The sequence below is a fragment of the Ruegeria sp. E8 genome (genome assembly GCF_056533985.1).
In genome coordinates this window covers 132848-149370 of the sequence record NZ_JBQFOY010000002.1, presented here as the reverse complement: position 1 = coordinate 149370, position 16523 = coordinate 132848, and the positions used below count along the sequence as shown (strand labels likewise).

The window sequence follows — 16523 nt, the reverse complement described above, 5'->3', positions numbered from 1 at the left end:
TAATCTACTGCGCGACCGGTTCGCGCAGTTTTCTGACCAAGTCGTCATAGAGCGTGATCCGCTCGTCTTCTGACAGAAACGCCCCGATCTCGACCTCACGCCCGTCGCCGATAAGTGTCACGTAGTGCGGAACGGGGCCACCATTTTCGTGCATTTCAGGGCGCGCCCAATGGCGATTGCAGGACCATTCCTGTTGTTCTTTGTCCGGTGTGTGATGCACCAGTCGGGCTTGTGTATCTGACAGGGTAAAAACCTCGAACACACTGCGGGCGCGGTAGTTCGTCTGAATCGCCAGCCATAGCCCAAGCACCGTGATCAGCAGGAACGGCAACAGCCCCCACAGAACGACGGACCCAAGTACTGCCAGCAGTGGGATCAGGCCAAATAGAAACACCGACAGGATGGTGATCATCGCCCCGCGCGGCGGCAATGAGTTATGCGGCCAGAGCCGCAATTCCTGATCGGTTTCGGATGTCTGATTCCACGTATAGGGCATGTCTGAAACATAGCGCAGTGCCGCCGCGTGTCGACGGGTTTTGCTCAGACGACGTGGCCGACCCGCGCCCAGGACAGGGCGTCATCTAATCTATCGTCACCCCAGAATACCTCTTGCCTCACGACAAAGCTGGGGGCGCCGAAAACACCCAGTTTCACTGCGGTATCGGTTTCTGCCTCAAGCGCGGCAACGATGTCCGGGCTGCGCGCACGAGCCAGTGTCAGTCGTGGGTCTTGCTGGCACCTCAGCAAGGCCTCGGACAAGGCGCTTTCGCGCCCGGCTTCGATGCCTTCCTCAAACCAGATGCGGTACAATATCTGTGTGAAGGATTTGCCCCATCCATCCCTCATTCCAAGGACAGCAATCTGATTGGCCAGGGCCAGATCAGAAATCGGATAGGGCGCCGGCAGACTGGCATGGATGTGGTACTTGGCACAGCGGCGTTCGATATCGCGCCACATATAGGCGGATTTCTCTGGTTTGCCGGCGAATGGGATATTCTGTTGGGCTGCCATGACGGTCCGCACATTGAAGGGCCGCCAATTCACACTGGCGTCATGTTCGGTGCACCAATCGTCCAGTCGCATCACGGTAAGGAAGCTATAGGTGCTGCCGACTGAATACCAAAAGTCGATTTCCGGCATGGCCGACCCTCCGGCTGTTCTGCCGGACTATCATAGCGGATTTTGGTGCAATTGGCGAACCAGCAGATCGGGCAACGAAAAACCCCGCCACTTTGGGCGGGGTTTCATTAGATCAGGTCGGGATCAGTGCGCGTGGCCTTTGTCCCAGTCTTCCTGCTTGGGCAACTGCTCGAACGTGTGTTCGGGCGGCGGTGTGGGCAGGGTCCATTCCAGCGTGTCCGCGTATTCGTTCCACGGGTTCGGGCGTGTCTCTTTCGCGCCACGGAACAGGGCGTAGAACACGATGCCGAAGAACAGCAGGAACGAGGCGAACGAGATGAAAGCACCAATCGACGACACGAAGTTCCACTGAGCGAATGCCTCGGGGTAGTCGATGTAGCGGCGCGGCATGCCCTGACGACCCAGGAAGTGCTGCGGGAAGAAGGTCAGGTTGGCGCCGATGAAGAACAACCAGAAGTGAACTTTGCCCCAGAATTCCGAGTACTGACGACCCGTCATCTTGCTGAAGTAGAAGTACACACCCGCGAAGATCGCGAAGACGGCACCCAAGCTCATCACATAGTGGAAATGCGCAACCACGTAGTAGGTGTCGTGATAGGCACGGTCCACACCTGCCTGCGACAGAACCACACCGGTCACACCGCCGACGGTGAACAGGAACAGGAAGCCGAAGGCGAACAGCATCGGAGTTTTGAACTCGATCGAACCGCCCCACATGGTCGCGATCCACGAAAAGACCTTAACGCCTGTCGGCACCGCGATGACCATGGTGGCCAGCATGAAGTAAGCCTGCTGACGCAGCGACATGCCAACGGTGTACATGTGGTGTGCCCAAACGACGAAGCCCAGAACACCGATCGCGATGATCGCCCAAACCATCGGCAGGTAACCGAAGATCGGCTTGCGTGCGAAGGTCGCGATCACGTGACTGATGATGCCAAAGCCGGGCAGGATCACGATGTACACTTCCGGGTGGCCGAAGAACCACAGGATGTGCTGATACAGGATCGGGTCACCGCCACCGGCCGGATCAAAGAAGGTGAAACCAAAGTTGCGGTCCATCAGCAGCATGGTGATTGCGCCCGCCAGAACCGGCAGGGACAGCAGAATCAGCCACGAAGTGACGAAGATCGACCAGCTGAACAGCGGCACCTTGAACAGGGTCATGCCCGGGGCACGCATGTTCAGGAAGGTGGTGATCATGTTGATCGCGCCGAGGATCGAGGAGGCGCCCGATACGTGCACGGCGAAGATCGCAAGGTCCATGGACATGCCGCCTTCGGTCGTCGACAGCGGCGGGTACAGAACCCAGCCAACGCCCGAACCGAGCTGGTCGTTACCACCGGGGCTCAGCAGCGAGGCGACGCCCAGCGAGGTACCAGCGACGTACAGCCAGAAGGACAGGTTGTTCATCCGCGGGAACGCCATATCCGGCGCGCCGATCTGCAACGGCATGAAATAGTTGCCAAATCCGCCGAACAGGGCCGGGATGACAACAAAGAACATCATTAGAACACCGTGATAAGTGATCATGACGTTCCAGAGGTGTCCGTTGGGGGTACATGGGTCGGCCATAAAGCCTTCCAGGCACATGTACTGAACACCGGGGTGCATCAGCTCAAGCCGCATGTAGACGGTCATCGCGACCGAGATCAGACCGGCCAGGGCCGAAACGATCAGGTACAGAATCCCGATGTCCTTGTGGTTGGTCGACATGAACCAGCGCTGGAAAAAGCTGCGCTGGTCTTCATGGTCGTGACCATGAATGGCTGCGTCTGCCATTATAGGTGCCTCCTGTTGCAACTGCACCGCGCAGTCGGACCTCTCCAACGCGCGGGATTCCTGCTGGTTTTAGATTGCGAGGGGGCGACCTTCAATGGTCGAGTTTGATCTGGATCAAGATTAATTGTCGCGGGCAGAGATGTGCCGCGCGATTTTGGTGTCCTGATCAGGGGATATCTGGCGATTGCGAATTGTATTTCAAGCCCCGGCGATGCCGCGCATCGGGGTATTCGGCAGAGTTCCGCCTTGACCGTCATGTGCAGGCATCACAGAACTACGCCAACGCCCGCAATCCGGAGACTTGAAATGGCTGATTACGATCCAGAGAACATCTTTGCCAAAATCCTGCGCAATGAAATCCCTTCGACCCGTGTGTTCGAGGATAACGAGACTTTAGCCTTCATGGATATCATGCCGCGTTCGGACGGTCATTTGCTGGTGATACCAAAAACGCCGTGCCGCAATGTGTTGGATGCCACGCCCGAGCAACTCGCTGCCGTGATGAAAACGGTCCAGAAAATGGCCGTAGCGGTCAAGTCGGCCTTTGACGCGGACGGAGTGACAATTCAGCAGTTCAATGAAGCTGCTGGCGGCCAGGAAGTCTTCCATCTGCATTTCCACGTCCTGCCACGTTACGAGGGCGTATCGACGGGGCCAGCGGGCGTCATGGGTGACTTCGATCTGATCGCGCAGCATGCTGAGAAGATCAAAGGCGCTTTGTAGTCAAATCCGCGATAAACGGCTTGCAGCGCGCAGTCACCTTGCCGTGCTGCGTCTTGTGGACTGGGGTGCGCATCGCCGTGCACTCAGCACCCGGACAAATGTAGACAATCGCGCTTGTTCAGACGTCCAGCGTTCAAGTGGCGGAAAGAGAATTGCCGTTCCGATTTGGGGTCGGAACGGCAGACTCGTAACCAAACACTTCTCGGATTTCGAGGGCGAGCCCTGGATCACCGGTTAACATACCACTCACTCTTGATTGGCAGTTTCATATTACTCGTTAACGGCCCCTGTGTATCTATCTGAATTAAAAAATACTTAAAGAATTGCCTAAATTCATTGGATTCACGGTTAATTGATCGGCCTTTCGGAAACAGAGCCATGTGGTGGCGTGGATTGTTGTTTGGCCTTCCTGTCCCAGCGATTCGCTGAAGGGTGTTTGAGTGTTGGAATCAGGACTCCATGGGGCCAAAAACCTCTGCGAAGGTCTTGCCCAATGCCGCATCAAGGTCTGCCATAGCCACGGGAAGCCCGAGGTCGACCAGCGAAGTCACGCCATATTCGCTGATGCCGCAGGGAACAATGCCCGAGAAATGCTCCAGATCCGGTTCAACATTGACCGAGATGCCATGAAAACTGACCCATTTGCGCAGGCGCAGGCCGATTGCGGCGATCTTGTCTTCCGCTGGCTTGCCGGTCACGGTCAGGGGTTTATCGTCGCGTCGAACCCAGACCCCCACGCGCCCGTCGCGAATCTCGCCATGTACGTTGAATTCCGCCAGCGCCGCAATCACCCAGTTTTCCAGTTGCTTTACAAACCTGCGCACGTCGCGGCCACGTATGTTCAGGTCCAGCATGACATAGGCAACACGCTGACCGGGTCCGTGATAGGTGTATTCACCGCCTCGCTTGCTTTCGTAGACCGGAAAGCGATCAGGGTCGGTCAGGTCTTCGATCTTGGCTGAGGTGCCCGCGGTATAGAGCGGGGGATGTTCCAGCAACCAAACGCATTCCTCGGCCTCGCCGCGTGCGATTGCCGCGACGCGTGCCTCCATAAAGGCAACGGCGTCGTCATAGCTGGTCAGACCATCAGTGATTTTCCATTCCATATCGGCCTCATATCCGTCCAAAGCGGTCAGGAAAAGGGGTCAGGCCGCCTCTGACAGACACTGTTGCAATACCTGCGCATAGGTTTCGGTTCCCTGTGCGCCGGTCAACAGGTATTTCCCGCCAAACACCATGGACGGTACGCCAGAGATACCCCGGCTGATCCAGAATTGCTGCTTTTCCCGTACCGGCGCAACATGCTGGCCGCTTTCAAGCGCTTGTCTGGCTGCATCCGGGTCCAGCCCGGCGGTTTGAACCGCCTCCGTCAGAACATCGATATCCGACACGTCCTGCTGCTGCGTGAAATACGCATCGAACAGCGCCAGTTTCAGAGGATGCTGCCGGCCTTGCCCTTCGGCCCAATCCAGCAACTGATGCGCCGAGAACGTGTTCACCATCCTGCTTTCGTCGTTGAAGTTGAAGGTAAACCCCAACTCAACGCCAATCGAAGTCAGCCTGTCCCGCGCCTGCTGGCTTTGTTCCGCAGTTGAGCCGTACTTCTCCACGATATGTTCGCGCAGGTTCTGACCTTCGGGCGGCATGTTCGGGTTCAATTCGAACGGATGCCAGCGAAGTCGGGCCAGCACATTCTGTTGTTGTAGCGCGGCATCAAGCTGCCGGAACCCGACGATACACCAGGGGCACACAACGTCCGAAACGATGTCGATCTGAACGATAGGGCGGGTATCGGGTGAGGTCATCTTGGATTCCTGTCAGATCGAAACGGTGTTCTTCACAGGCATAGATAAGGCTGTGGAAAAGGATTTTAAACCAGAGCGTTTTTGCCTCTTCACATCACACGCGCCAACGTCTATACGCCGCTCTACCAAGTCATTGGCAGTGCGGTCGTGGCGGAATTGGTAGACGCGCAGCGTTGAGGTCGCTGTGGGGTAACACCCGTGGAAGTTCGAGTCTTCTCGACCGCACCAAGTACTTGATTTTCAACAGGTTTCTTCACCGAATGTAACGGTAAATGGAGCCTTTTGAGATGGATGTACGGGTGCCAAAGGGCCTCTTCAAGCGAGGCAAAGGTTACGCTGTCAGAGTCGCAGTTCCCCACGAGTATCAAGCAATAATCGGTAAGAAAGAGATCGTGCGTGGTCTCGGGACGCAGGATTTAGCTGAGGCTTTGGTCCGGCGAAAAGAGGTCTTGCCGGAAATTCTCGCATCGATAGGTGAGGGTTCTACACCGGAGCCGATGGTTAAACAGGTGGCGCGACATATCCCGCAAGAGGGGACGACCGTTAGAGATACGGCGCATCGCTGGCTGGCGGAGGCGGATGGTATCAAGGAATCCACCAAGGCCCGGTATCGGCAGCACCTTGAGGGCTTTGAGGCGTTCGCGGGGAATATCGGGGTCACAGAGATCAACAGGGCGTTGGCTCTTTCGTTCATGGATTACCTCAAAGTCACACCGTCTGAGCGGACCGGAGAACTTCTCTCTGCGCGGTCCCTACAGTCCTATCAGTGCTGTCTCGCGTCATACTGGCGTGTCTTGGATCACTGGGGGTTGGTCGATCCTGATGTACGCAATCCCTTTTCGTCGCTCTTGAGGCGTGTCGCAGGACAGAAAAAGAAAGCTGACCCAAGAGAAAAGAAACTACGGCCAGTATCCCGAGAGGAAGCAGAGCGCCTTCTCGCTTACATCGCTGGCAATTCCGCCCTCAAATACCAATTCGAGATGTTCGTCACCGTGCGTTTACTCTGGGTCACCGGATGCCGACTGAATGAAATCTGTGGGCGCTACCTGACCGACATTGACGACCGGGGAGATTACATTCGCATCGATATCCCCGAAAGCAAAACTGAGGCGGGGAAGCGGACAGTCATGATCGTTGGTGGTGATGATTGTTCCTTGTTGAGAGAGGCAATCAAGAGGGCGGGTGTAGTTGAGCCATCTTGCCCTGAGAGCGAAGGACGGTTGTTCCCAAGGATCAACCTGGGGGGATACGATAAGCAGCCAAGTCACTATCTCGGCAAAGCCTTGGAGAAAGCGCGTAAGAGTATCGAAGGCGATAACTCTAAGTGGGACATGCACTCGTTTCGTCGTACCGCTGTATCCGCTCTGGTCAACGCTGGTGTTGCCCGAGAAGCAAGAAATCTCGCAGTTGGACATTCGAACAAAGATGACATTGGGATTAGCGTCTATGCCAAGAGGGCAGAGTTGGATGACGTGATCCTAGCGACTTTCAAAGCACTGTATGTGGAACTTGGGGGAAGTCTTGTGTCCCCCTCGGTTCGACTTGAGGCAAACTGAAACCAAACGAGTAAGTAGAAGAGGAAGCTTAAATGAAAAGTGTAGGTTTACTGTCGGTGGCACAAGCCATCCACGAGCGAGTCATGATGAGCTATTTGATGCTGGTAGATCAAAAAAACGCTGATTTGATCGCGGGTCTTGAACTCGAAACAGGGTGGGGCCTGAACAACCAATATGACCGAGAGAGCATCAGGAAGCGCCTCATTGATGCGCTCCATGCTTATGAGGAAGTGACTGGTGACAGGCATCCTGTGGACGCAGAGTTGGACGCCATAGCGACATAGATTGTAGTACTTTCTAAGTTAAGGGGCTGGCTGATTGCTGGCCCCTTTGTGTTGTAGGGGGACTTAACCTTCTTTGGGGCCAGAGAGTACCTCTTCCAATTGTCGGACAAAGGCTTCGCCCTTTGGCGTCAATCTCAGTTCACGCTTGCGCCCGTCATTGGGACTGATGGTCACCGTTATCAAACCGTATCCAGCATGGGGCATATCTACCGCACCTTTGCCCCAGTAGTTGCTGTTTCGACTAGCAGCCGCAGTTTTTAGGCCAACCCACCTCTGGATGTCGGCTGTGGTCACGCCCTCTGGTCGATTCTGGTGTCGGGCGATGTAAAGCAGGGTTAGTGCAGTACTCATTTGCATCTTTAGATCGAACTGTGAAAACCTCTGTAGAAAGTCAATTCCGGGCTGGATTCCATTGTGCATACGCTCTCTTTCCTGCGATAGCGGAGTGAATTACAGTATTACAATATACCTCAAGTATATGATTTTCAATGGTATACAAAATTTCACTTTACATTCACTCCGTTATCGGATAGAAATTATTTGCTCTTTGACAATGGGTCACTTGATGATCCTGCATACTAAGGTCATCACCCTTGACCAGACACACGGGATATATGTGTCGTGCAGTTACTAGGCTGCATGGTGGGGTAGCTAGGCGTCAGCGCATTGCGCGTTGAGCCGATAATGCGTGAATGATGATCTATAACCTATCACCTCTGGGTAAACCTGACGGGGGACGTGTGTTTAACCATCGCCGCATGGGGGCTTCCTCATAGTGTCTTGCGACGGAACGCGCAGAAGCCTGATGGCCACAGCCAGAGACCGCAACTCAAACTCTAGTTCTACTGGTGCCGCCCCAATCATGGGGGAGGCGGTGCCTTTCCTTGTGCTTGCGATAGCGACTTCAAATTTGATGGTCGCTGTCGCTGAGCCGGGAAACATACTTTTAGGCGCAACGATTTCAATGCGCCGACCAAGGAAATATTTTAGGAAAACAGATTGAATGAATGACAACAGAAACACCCGAAAGCTTGAAAATCAATGGTACGGCCAATTCACCTTTGATGAGGTCGAAAACATCAGAAAACACGCCGAAGATGATCTGACTGTTCAGGCCGATATCGCTGCCACTGCTGGTAACGATATGGAACTCGTTCAGATGATCTTAGCCGGTCCAAATGAGAACATGATTACTGCCCTCAAAGAAGCTGAGGAAGGTGATGTAGTTCATCAAGACTTCGACAATGTCTGGGGAGCCGGTGCGGCGGAACACTACCGCACCCTAGAGGAACCCCATGGTCTCTTTGAGCATCTCGCAGAACTACCGGGGGCCGCAACGCGCGGCCTCTTCGGTGCAGCTGCCGAGGTAAGCGAAGTTCTCACCAACTCCCGCCACATCGACCCAGCTTACATTAAGCAACTGGAAGATGCTGATATTGAAGTCCCTGAGTGGGCTCGAGAAAGCGCCGAGTCCCGCGTTGAGTGGGACGCTGATACGGTTCTCAGGGGAGCTATAGAAAAACCTGAGACACTGACGGGTCAACTGACAGAAGGCGCTGTGCAATTCGCTGCGCCGTTCTTCACCGGAGTCGGTGCAGCGTCCAAGTTGAAGACTATTTCAGAAGCTGGAACCAAGGGGAAACTGGCTCTAGCATCGGTCGTTAGCATGGTCACTGACTACAGTGCCTTTGATGAAGATGACCCTTTGATATCTACTGCATTGTCCGATTACTTCGGTGTCGAAAGTAGATTTGTCGATGAATATCTTAGGCATGATGTAGATGATACCGAGGCTGAGAAACGCTTTAGACGTGCTTTAGAAGGTGGTGTGCTTGGCATCGGTCTTGACCTTGTGATGATGAGTGTCGCCCGTGTGTTTAGGAATGTTCGTACCGGTAAAATCCAACCTGATGACGCCGCCACAGAAGTTAAGAAGATCATCGATAAGGTTGACGCGGAGGATTTGTCTCGTGTGGTCAAAAAGACCAACAAACCTGATCCAAGGATAGCTGCGACGTCTCAAAGTAAACTCTGGCATTTCGAGGTTAAACGAGCGTCCCGCTCTGCCCTCAACAATACTTCTCCGACTAACGCGCCTTCAAAAGTGGCTGATGATATCGCCAAAGATGCACAGGTTACTCCTGACCCTATCGAGTCCATCCCGCCACGCTTCGAAGCTGCTGCGGAGGACCTGACCGGTCAACCGGCCAAACCGATCGTTTCCGCCAAGGAACACAAGCTGGCTATCGACCGTGCAGAGAAGATCTGGAACGCTGCTCGGGAAGTGATCGACACCGGTTCCGCTTGGGATATAGCCAAGGGTTACCTAAAGAACGCCACAGATACACTCGCAGAACACGGTATTCGCACCAAAGAGCAACTCCAAGGCGCTCTTATGAAACCGTTCCAGCAAGCCTTGAAGATGGTAGATGCTGGAGACATTAAAGGTCTCAGGAAGTGGGCAGACGCTGACAGTCTAACTATCGCTGACTTCCGTCTCCGCTCGTACGCCGTGCAGATGGCCGCAAGGTCACTCAGGGCTCAGACAAACCGAATGGCTGGTCTGGTCGATGCTGCTCTGAACAGTGGACGCCTCACGCCTCATGAAGAGGCTGTGTTGAGGGAAATGTTCCACAAGCAGGTTCAGCTTTCGATGGAAGTTGAGGCGCTCAATGCGAACCTAGGGTCCGCTGCGGGTGCACTGTTGGGCCAACGTGCCGGTCACATGAACATCTATGACGAGATCACTGCGGCTGCAAAAGCAGCTGAGGATGAAGCGAAGGCCAAAGGGCTTAGCAAACGTCAAGCCAAGAAGGTTGTTCGTGATGCAGCTAGGGTAGTCGAGAAGAAGATCACAAAGCGCCTGAGGGAAACTGAGGGCGGCGGTAACGGGGCCTTTCTGGCCGAGAGGTACCGGGAACTCACCAAAGAGGGTGTTGACCCTGTGCTGGCCTTCCAGCGCGTCAGAGCGATGGGAGATGAAGCTCATAGGTCAGGGACAATCCTGAACCCGAAAGCTAAGCAGCAACTCGCAGACGCCAAGGCTAAGATCGAGGATGAGGGTAACCTCAACAAAGCTCTTAGGGGTCTAGAACAGTGGCGCTACAACGCCATGCTCTCTGGTATCAAAACCCATGAAACCAACTTCTTGTCGTCATTCGCACAGATGACTTCTCGGATCGCCTATGAGGCGGCTTGGGGTGCTATCTCGCGTGACAAGCAGATGACCAAGATGGCCGCTCAGAAGATCATTGGGATGACCACAGGGATGAAAGACAGTCTGACCTACGCAATCGAAGCGTATAAGCAGATGAAGCCGGTCCTTGATGACATCACCCAATTTGAGCGTCTCGATCCGGTCTATAAGAACCATATCCTGACCTACCCATCTCGTTTGATGATTGGCACTGACCAGTTCATCAAGCAGTTGGCTTACCGTGGAGAGGTGAGGGCTTCTGCTTCGCTCGATGCGGACTTGCAGGGGCTCAAGGGTAACCAGAGGGAAACCTTCATCAAAGACAGGATGGACAAAGCGTTTGACCCCGAGACCGGGGCAGGGCTGGACATGCTGGCTATTACGAGGGCGCAGGAAGTTACCTTTCAGAAACAGTTCGATCCAAACAGCCGATACCATGGCGAGAAACTGTTGGCTAAAGCGTCGGAGATTACAAACGGCTCTATGGCTGGACGATTCCTGTTTCCCTTTATGCGGATTTTCTTTCGCCTGACTGATGAGGGAATTCGGATGACACCCGGAGTTCGAGAGAGCATCGCCATTGCCTCTAAGGTGGCAAATGTTGCCCAAGGCAAACATGGGAGTTCTAAGTTCTGGGACGACCTGATGGGCCACAACGGTAAAGCTTCTCAGGCAAGAGCCGCTGGTGAATACGCCGTGGGTTTGAGCATTGTTGGCTGGACTATGGCTTTGGTGTCCGAGGGTAAGATCACAGGCGGTGAAGAACGAAACTACGTCGATGCAGCGATGCGCCGGAAAGTCATTCCGCCTTACAGCATCTTCATCAATGGAGAATGGCATAGCTACGAGCGCTTTGAGCCCTTTGCGTTCCCCATGAAATTCTTTGCGAACACCATGGTCCGAATGAGAAAGATCGAAGAAAGCAAGGACAGGGGAGAATTCGAGCGAGAAGGTGAAATGCTCCAAGCCCATATTGGCGCTATGGCTTATGTCTTCTCAGAAGCTGTGACCAACAACTCCTTTATGGAGGGATTGGAAAGTCTCGTTAAGGCTACTGGTGGTTCGTTCGAAACTGGTGAGGCTTGGAAGCGTCCGGTTCACACTATGGCCGAAAGCTATTTCCCGAACATCCTTAGGAAAGCCAATCAATCCCTAGATGACAGTGGTCACAAATACAAAGCTGAGCCGCTAACATTGGATGCCTTCGCCCGTCACTTCTCGTCCGTCATCAACATGGACGAAGTTGACCTAGAGCGTAACCAGTTTACTGGGGAGCCCTACGTTTACACTGATCAAGATGACTTGGCTGGCAACCACTTGTTCGTTGGGAAACCAGCGTCCACCGACAAGGCAATGAAGCTGCTGATTGAGGCCAATGAGGCAACTGGTAGACAGTACGTCTTGAAGCGTCCTGGCTCTTTCATCCGCAATGAGGACTTGAGGGACTACAAAGCCGATGATGGTAAGAGGTCTCTTTTTGATCAGTATCAGGACGTGTTCAGCACCACGAAGCTCAATGGTAAGACTTATCGTGAAGCCCTAGAGGAACTTGCGGAAAATGAAGCATTCAACGAGTTACCTTGGGGTAACCGTACGAGAACTGCGGGTACCAAGGCCGAGGTGATTGCAGACCTCAAGCGGGACTACGAGCAAGCCACAGAGACATGGATGGACAACCATTCGAAGGGCTTTGCAGCACTCAAGGGGCGTCAGGCGTTCTTTGAGAGAATGCAGAGAAACCGTGAGAATACTGCTAGTAAGCGGGTTCTTGGTTTGAATTAATTGAAAGCGTAAGCGAAAACTGCGCCTGTCACCGATGGGCGCAGTGCAAATCTTGAGATGCCACGTTGAAACTGCAATCTCAGGATTTCAACCCAGCGAGTTCCATACCCTAATGTGACTGACTAGTTCTTGAATTTGTGGTAGCAAGTCGAGATGACCTTCGAGGTCTTCGATTTCCGTTGCTTCGCAGACTACATGAGCAAGTTCGACTTTGGTTGACTTGATGGACCTGACGGCGCTTAAGTTTGGTAGGTCAACGAATTCGTCGGCTACTTTGAAGTCATCGCCTATTAGGCGTTGCCAAACTCTAATTGGAACATAGTTTTCAATCTCTTTGCCAGCAGTGACCCAAGAAAAACCACCCCTGTCCGCAACTTCGTCCCTTAGACGCATTTTTGTGTAGTTTAACCGCATTGGCGGTTTGCGAGACCCATTGGTATTTCTCTTGCGGTCGCTATCCATCACGACTGCTATGTTTCTGTTTAGCGTTACCATCGAAACCAAACTTGAAAGCTCTTCTGTAGCCACCGCTTCGAAGTGGCTGAGAATTTTCCCTCCATAGTACATGAAAGTATAGTGGGCTCCTTCAACCAAAGTTCCTTCGCTCACCAAATCGATCCAACGTTTTAAGTAAATTCGGTCACTTGGGCCTTCGACCCAAATAATTCCATTTGATTGCAAAATGTCTGAACCACGGACGTCCAAATCGTCCAGAATGTTGGTCCGACCGTCGTAGTCCAAGACATTTCTACATGTCGAGCGAATTCCCTCTCGCGTAACGTGGATAATACAAGCGTCATTTCGAGCAGTGGTCCAGTCTATACAAACCGGCGAATGTGTAGTGATTACCAGTGAGAACCCAAGTTCTTCTCGACGTTCCGCCAGAAATGCAATCAGTCGCCGTAGTAGTGCTGGATGAAGATTGTTCTCCGGCTCTTCAATAGCCAGAACCAAGTCGCTCCATTGTATTTTGTTTAGAAGTGGTACCAACCGGAAATAAGACAGGATTATGAATACTGACTGCAAGCTGGAGCCAGACTCTGATAACCTTACGTCGCCCTTTCCTTCCTCGCGTAAAAATATCTCCCACGATTGTGTACTGTCATTCTCTTGGCAAATGATGGAAGTGAACTCGCAATCCCCAGAATAGATAGCGTTTAGGTCTTTCAAGAGATCGACCTCTACGACGTCTCTTGGTTGAGCATCGCTGTTTATGAAGTGGCGAACTAGGTTGGTAATTCCGATCCCATTCGGCTTCGGGTCGGGTGGGTTTCGCGCTTCTGGTAGAACACTCCGCTCTGCGGCGACGCGTAGAAGTGTGTTACCGGCTAGCGACCACTTGTTCACAGCTTTGAGCCTTGGCGCAACATTGTTTAAGTAATTAGGGTCTGTATCTTTGAAGCCGAATGCATCGACTAAGTTTGGATCCGCAGTACCGTGATATCGCCACACTGGTGGATGTTTCAAAAACATGTGTCCAAATTCATGGTCATCCATACCTGTTTTGTATGATCCAACGCGACCAGTGGAAAACTGCTTGTTCAGTTCAGGTTCGGTAGGGATTGTTTTGATATCTATCGCAGGTGTTTCACCTGTCCTCCTTTGAGACTCGCGAGTCAGTTCCCCTGAGGTTTGACCTATGCAGATTTCGATCAAGTCGACCACGGTTGACTTACCGGAGTTGTTCTTTCCGATGACGACGCTGATTGGTGAGAAATGAAAAAACCCACTGCCACAATCATCGAAACACTTGATATTGATTCCTTGGACTTCAAACCCTGCTAGCGGATGCTTCAAGACAAACCTCAAAAGAAATTTACGGACATGCATTCACCGAACGATGAACAGTGTTGACGGATCGGTGTTTCATTCAACCTGCCATTCACAAGGCCAAAGGGCAAGCTGGGAGAGTGGTGAAATTACTGTTCGGTTTCCGTATGTTACCTGCCTGTGATTGCAGCTTTAGGATTGTGGTCTTTGATCTAGGCATGTTCTTGTTTGACGAAACTGAAATCGACTTTACCTTTCAGCATTTGGGTAACAAGCCGACCTGTGCGGCTTTTGTAAAAAAAATCTGTGAGGGTATTAACGGTAGGTCCGCTCCGGTCTACCCCCCGGTACCCTTACAGCACACTCACAGTCCAGCCGACCGTCCACCCAGACCAACCGACCGTCAACCTTCGATCCACTGTGAGGCGGGGCAGGGGAACCCGATGCTCAATTGGTATGGAAACACACCTGATGGTCGCTGCTTCGGGTATCGTTACTCGTAGCAACCTTATATCTTTCAGTGAGATACGGTGATCTGTACGTGTGGGTTGTACGGGTTTGGGTGTTGTGATGGTTGATGACACCCCAAGCCAACAGGATCATTGTTCCACTAAATTTGTGGTTGGTCGCTGACTGTTCCGAGTTGAGGATGCTCGTAGGGCCGCTGAGAGAGTCACTGAGTCCACCTTTGGATTTTGGTTGGGTTGGTGCGGGTGGTGCGCTCTGGGACTCTGAGGGGCCTTCTGTGGGCTCTGAGGGGCAATCAATTAACACTGCATATGGACTACTACGCTCGGAGTTCTTTCCTGTTCTTTCTTTTTTCATGAACTCTACTACCGATGAGCGAGATACTCATTGACTTAGACAACGCACTTCTAAGCGTTGTTTGGGTCGTTGTTGTGGACCAAATGTCCACTCATGTTCCGACACAGCGGTGATTCAATCGCTTCTTTCAAATCGCGTTGGTGATTTGGTGTCGGACTGCGGGGCGCAGCCCTGCTTTCCTATCATTATCAATAATATCAATGGACTATTCAAACTTTGCTTTTCCACCAAAACACACTCAAGGGCCTCGCCCTCCAGTTATGTTCTATGATCGACCCATGGGGACCGGAAAGACTCAGACCCTCTTGAGAGGATTTGACCCGAACACGAAGTACCTTGTCGTGCATGAGTACCTGGAACAATGCCAAGATGTCATCGACAACCCGGCGGGTGTTCACTTCGAGCAACCCGTAGCCCACTCTGGCCGAACCAAAGGTGATCATCTCCATACCCTCATTCGAGAAGGTAAGAACGTGGTGACAACCCATGCTCTTTACCCCTCAATTGTCGAACTCAATCAAGATGGATGGTTGGCCGATTACGCGCTTGTCATTGATGAGACGTTAGAGCCCCTTAAAGTCCCTCAAGGACCCAAGAAAGGTACTTGGGAGGCTTTGGTCCGAGATGGGTATGCCGTGGTGGATCGCTGTACTGGAAAGGTTACACCAACAGCCAAATGGGCCGAAAGACAGGGTGACGTTTCAGACACTTTGACTACCGACTTACTAAACGCTGCCAAAGCGGGGCTCCTATATGTCACACAGTCTCGACATATGTTTGTCATTCCAATTCCGGTGGAACTTCTAACGGCAGCGAACTCAGTAACGATTATGACCTTTATGTCTAAGGGCTCGCCACTCGCGGCATACTTAGAGCGACTTAAAGTTCCCTATGTAATCAACCGGGATTTCGCTGAGGAAGCAAAGTTGCGGCGTGAGATTAGGCGTTGGGTCACGCTACGGGATATCCCAGCGTTGGCTGATCTTAGTTTTTCGTACACCGGACAGACAAATCCACGCGGGGGAGCGAAGATCTATAAGCGCGTACAGAACGCATTGAAGAACATACGCGGGAGGCTGCTCAGAGGCATCCCTCTTGAAATGATTATGATCGGTTGTGCCAAGGAGAATTGGTACAGTCGAAACGGATCAGTTTTTGATGAAGGTACTCCGAGTGGATTTTCCAAGGCATCCAAGATGTTTGGGGCCAGTTGGGTAAACCCCGGCGTGAGAGGGTTGAACAAGTTCCGCCATTGTTCAGTGGTCATTTGCCTGTACGACTACTTCGTCCATCCGGCCATCTTGGAATGGCTGGATAAGGAAAATGACCGAGCTTTTAAGGAGCAGTTTGCCGTATCTGAACTACTCCAATTCTTGTATCGCTCTCGCATTCGATGTCGATCTTCGACCTCTGACCCAACTGTGACTTTGTTGCTCCCTAGTGGACGGATGAGGAAGTTGTTTTTGGAGTGGGTGAACGAAGATGCAGAACCCGAAGAAGCACTCAAGGTTACCCGATAACATCTGTGGGTCGCCATGGGTTGAGGCTCAGTTGGGGCCTCAACATTCCAAATAAATCAATATTTACAATAGCTTACGAAGGTCTTCCTTAAAAGGGAGAACCGACATAAGTGCATGAAAGAATTAGAGAAACACGAATG

General features: G+C 52.6%; 12 protein-coding genes and 1 tRNA gene. 6 read left to right on the top strand and 7 right to left on the bottom strand.

Annotation, left to right across the window (positions count from 1 at the left end):
* Positions 1-4 precede the first annotated feature (4 nt).
* The 3 genes from ACR0LF_RS04315 to ctaD form a co-directional block, all read right to left on the bottom strand.
* Entirely contained in the window at positions 5-496 is a 492-nt protein-coding gene (locus ACR0LF_RS04315) for a DUF2244 domain-containing protein (RefSeq protein ID WP_480575475.1), read from the bottom strand.
* Positions 497-540: 44 nt separating this feature from the next.
* Complete coding sequence (locus tag ACR0LF_RS04310; protein ID WP_480575472.1) at positions 541-1140, bottom strand: DsbA family protein; 600 nt, start codon at positions 1138-1140, stop codon at positions 541-543.
* Between the two features lie 123 nt (positions 1141-1263).
* Entirely contained in the window at positions 1264-2922 is a 1659-nt protein-coding gene (gene ctaD, locus ACR0LF_RS04305; protein WP_480575469.1) for a cytochrome c oxidase subunit I, read from the bottom strand.
* A gap of 306 nt (positions 2923-3228) precedes the next feature.
* Between ctaD and ACR0LF_RS04300 the strand changes: the two genes are divergently transcribed.
* Positions 3229-3645 (top strand): HIT family protein, encoded by a 417-nt coding sequence (locus tag ACR0LF_RS04300; protein WP_480575466.1) that lies wholly within the window; start codon positions 3229-3231, stop codon positions 3643-3645.
* Positions 3646-4094: 449 nt separating this feature from the next.
* Here the strand turns inward: ACR0LF_RS04300 and lipB are convergent, their stop codons facing one another.
* Both lipB and ACR0LF_RS04290 read right to left on the bottom strand, forming a co-directional pair.
* Complete coding sequence (gene lipB / locus ACR0LF_RS04295) at positions 4095-4751, bottom strand: lipoyl(octanoyl) transferase LipB (protein WP_480575463.1); 657 nt, start codon at positions 4749-4751, stop codon at positions 4095-4097.
* A gap of 39 nt (positions 4752-4790) precedes the next feature.
* Positions 4791-5450, bottom strand: coding sequence for a DsbA family oxidoreductase (locus ACR0LF_RS04290; RefSeq protein WP_480575460.1), 660 nt, complete (start codon positions 5448-5450; stop codon positions 4791-4793).
* Between the two features lie 141 nt (positions 5451-5591).
* Here ACR0LF_RS04290 and ACR0LF_RS04285 point away from each other — a divergent pair.
* The 3 genes from ACR0LF_RS04285 to ACR0LF_RS04275 all read left to right on the top strand — a co-directional run bounded on the left by ACR0LF_RS04285 (position 5592) and on the right by ACR0LF_RS04275 (position 7290).
* Positions 5592-5678: transfer RNA gene (locus tag ACR0LF_RS04285), tRNA-Leu, on the top strand.
* Between the two features lie 59 nt (positions 5679-5737).
* Positions 5738-7006 (top strand): tyrosine-type recombinase/integrase, encoded by a 1269-nt coding sequence (locus ACR0LF_RS04280; protein ID WP_480575457.1) that lies wholly within the window; start codon positions 5738-5740, stop codon positions 7004-7006.
* A gap of 32 nt (positions 7007-7038) precedes the next feature.
* The gene (locus ACR0LF_RS04275; RefSeq protein WP_480575454.1) at positions 7039-7290 is read left to right on the top strand and encodes a hypothetical protein; all 252 of its coding nucleotides are present in this window, start codon (positions 7039-7041) and stop codon (positions 7288-7290) included.
* A gap of 63 nt (positions 7291-7353) precedes the next feature.
* Here ACR0LF_RS04275 and ACR0LF_RS04270 read toward each other — a convergent pair whose 3' ends face one another.
* Positions 7354-7641 (bottom strand): hypothetical protein, encoded by a 288-nt coding sequence (locus tag ACR0LF_RS04270; RefSeq protein WP_480575451.1) that lies wholly within the window; start codon positions 7639-7641, stop codon positions 7354-7356.
* 652 nt (positions 7642-8293) lie between these two features.
* Here ACR0LF_RS04270 and ACR0LF_RS04265 point away from each other — a divergent pair.
* Positions 8294-12268 (top strand): hypothetical protein, encoded by a 3975-nt coding sequence (locus tag ACR0LF_RS04265; protein WP_480575448.1) that lies wholly within the window; start codon positions 8294-8296, stop codon positions 12266-12268.
* Positions 12269-12355: 87 nt separating this feature from the next.
* Here ACR0LF_RS04265 and ACR0LF_RS04260 read toward each other — a convergent pair whose 3' ends face one another.
* A complete protein-coding gene (locus tag ACR0LF_RS04260; protein WP_480575445.1) occupies positions 12356-14065 on the bottom strand; it encodes an ATP-dependent nuclease in 1710 nt (569 codons plus the stop codon).
* Between the two features lie 1076 nt (positions 14066-15141).
* On the opposite strand from ACR0LF_RS04260, the gene ACR0LF_RS04255 reads away from it, so the two are divergent.
* The gene (locus ACR0LF_RS04255) at positions 15142-16383 is read left to right on the top strand and encodes a hypothetical protein (protein WP_480627483.1); all 1242 of its coding nucleotides are present in this window, start codon (positions 15142-15144) and stop codon (positions 16381-16383) included.
* Positions 16384-16523: the final 140 nt, after the last annotated feature.